General features: G+C 47.3%; 3 protein-coding genes. 2 read left to right on the forward strand and 1 reads right to left on the reverse strand.

Features of this window, described 5'->3' with window-relative positions:
* Positions 1-478 (forward strand): hypothetical protein (locus VIS94_07690; GenBank protein ID HEY9160950.1); only part of this gene is annotated, 478 nt, incomplete at its 5' end.
* A gap of 13 nt (positions 479-491) precedes the next feature.
* On the opposite strand, the gene VIS94_07695 is transcribed toward VIS94_07690, so the two are convergent.
* On the reverse strand, positions 492-1,706 hold the full coding sequence (locus VIS94_07695) for an ISL3 family transposase (GenBank protein ID HEY9160951.1): 1,215 nt from the start codon (positions 1,704-1,706) through the stop codon (positions 492-494).
* Positions 1,707-1,797: 91 nt separating this feature from the next.
* On the opposite strand from VIS94_07695, the gene VIS94_07700 reads away from it, so the two are divergent.
* Positions 1,798-2,241 carry a hypothetical protein gene (locus tag VIS94_07700; protein ID HEY9160952.1) on the forward strand — a complete coding sequence of 148 codons (444 nt, stop codon included), beginning with the start codon at positions 1,798-1,800 and terminating at the stop codon, positions 2,239-2,241.
* Positions 2,242-2,348: the final 107 nt, after the last annotated feature.

Below are 2,348 nucleotides of genomic sequence, written 5' to 3' on the forward strand. Positions count from 1 at the left end.
GCGTCGTTCGGCGATCCGCTCATCGCGGGCGTTAGACATACCGAAGGAGGCGCCTATGTTCTTTCAAAATATTGAAGAATGTTGTGCTGCATACAAGAATATCCGCGATCTTCCAAGAAACCAAGACCGGAGAAATTATGTTGAAAAACTGTACAATGGTTATGCAGGCAAGCATGACAAAAATTTCCTAACGGATGCTTGTTCCAATTTTCAGCAGCGATTTTGGGAGATGTACCTATGGCATTTCTTAACAATGAACGGGATAACTTTGGAACCTTTTAAGGCAAAGGGCCCTGATTTTCATTTTATTAAGAATGAAAAGCATTATTGGATTGAAGCAATAGCAGCAAATTCTGGTTCCGGTCCAGATGCTCCTGAAGAGCCTGAATTTTCCAAAATCGAAGCAAGAAGATTTAATGATGAGCCAATCTTGCTTCGAATCAGAAATGCAATTGAATCAAAGAAGAATATATTTTAGGTTCCTCGCTATTTTACGTGGGTAGACCAAAATTTAGCTTTCCAGCAATCAGGTATGCCATCGCAATGAGATTTTCATCAGATCGATATCCCCGTGCTCTGGCCTTGGCAGCTTGGAGGAGACTGTTGAAGCCTTCCAAGATGCCCGTGGTGATGTGACTTTGAAACCAAGACAAGACGCCGTTCCAATGAGATTTCACGGTTTTTGCCGCTTCGATGATTGGCTGGAGGCGGGAGTGCGTTGCCCAGAAATACCAGGACTTCAGCCAACTCTCTCCCGCAGGCCGATCAGGTTGAGTGAAAAAGTCTTGAAAAGCAAGCCGAATATTATAGGCCCGAACCGTTTGAAGATTCTGGCGACTCAGGCTGGTAAGGCGTCGAAGTTGTGTGCGCGTGAGATTTTTCGGATTCGTCAGCCAAATGTATCGCGTTTTCTTCAATTCGCTCTTCGTGGCTGTCTCTTCCCGCCGCACCTTGTCAACAGCGTCATTGACGATTTTCGTCAGGTGAAACCTGTCAAATGTGATTTCCGCTTTTGGAAGAGACTTCCGAATTCCCTTGATGAAGGCAGGCGACATATCGCAGGCAATCTGCGCAACCTGAGATGGGCAGCAACCCCGCGAATCCAAATTCTGTGCAAAACGAGCTACGGTATCTGCGTCCTTCCCTGGCGTCGCGTAGATCAACCGCTTCTCTTGCAGGTCGAAAAAGAAGGTCACATATTTGTGCCCGCGACGACTTGCTGTTTCATCAACCCCAACAACTCTTGTGGAAGAGACGTTCTGGCGCTTGACGGCTTGTCCAACGTAATGTCGCACAATTCTCCAGAGAAGTGTGTCATGCTCACCGACAAGATCGGCAACAGCTCGAACAGGCATCTCTTCAGCAAGAGACATCAGGAACGCCTCAAACAACAACGTGAACCCCGAACCGCTTCGCGCCCAGGGAACTTCGATCTTTCTGATCAAATGACAAGATTCGCAGTCCACACGCGGAACTCGCGCATGCAGGTAGGCAGCATGCTGGAAGAAGTTCAAATGCCTCCAGCTTTCTTCTGTGGTGTCATAAGCCTTGCACATCTGCTTACAGACCGGGCAAGGGAACATACCACCGCGTTCAAAATCGATGTGAATGTCCAAGCGCCGTTCTTTCACCGAAAACTCGATCTTCGTAACAGACCACGGCTGAGCGAGACCAAGAGCCGCGGCAAACAGTTCCTGTTGTGTCATGATGTCCTCAGAGTCGATGGATCGTTGATTCTAACCTACCCACGCCGAATAGCGAAGAGCCATATTTTATCAATACATCAAAGACGGCATTGTGAGAAAAGAGGATTACCTTTTCATCGCAGTTAATTTATATTCAATTTGTTCAATAATTCTTGAAGACTCGCTCCCGCTAATTTCAAAGGCTGTGTACCCTTTCAAGCACGAGTGCATAACGGTGAATAAAGATAGTTTAGAAGTAGTGGGTACTTCATGGACCTCTCGAGAGTCGATCCTTAAGAAATCGGGTAGTCCAGTTTCAACAGATCCATTTTTGAATCCACAGTATAACTTGATTTCTGGTGTACTTTCCTCCCGCGTTGATCCGGGAAACATCCTGGATTACCAAAGTGGCGACATTGTTTTGGTCCATAATGCCGTTGCCTATTCTCCTTCCCCTGAAAACATAATCCCCTGCAATCTTGAATTTGCGATTAGAGCCGATGGAGAAAATAAACAACTTCAAAGAATTGAAAGACGGGTACAATGGTATGTCTAACTATGCGATCGAGCGGATCGCCGCTGCTGGTCACGGGTCTTGCGGAGCAAGCCCCGCGCCCAAAGCGCATCGGTCCCCTCTCTCTGCCGTTGGCGTCGTTCGGCGAT

The organism is Desulfomonilia bacterium, from assembly GCA_036567785.1.
Taxonomy (GTDB): domain Bacteria; phylum Desulfobacterota; class Desulfomonilia; order UBA1062; family UBA1062; genus DATCTV01.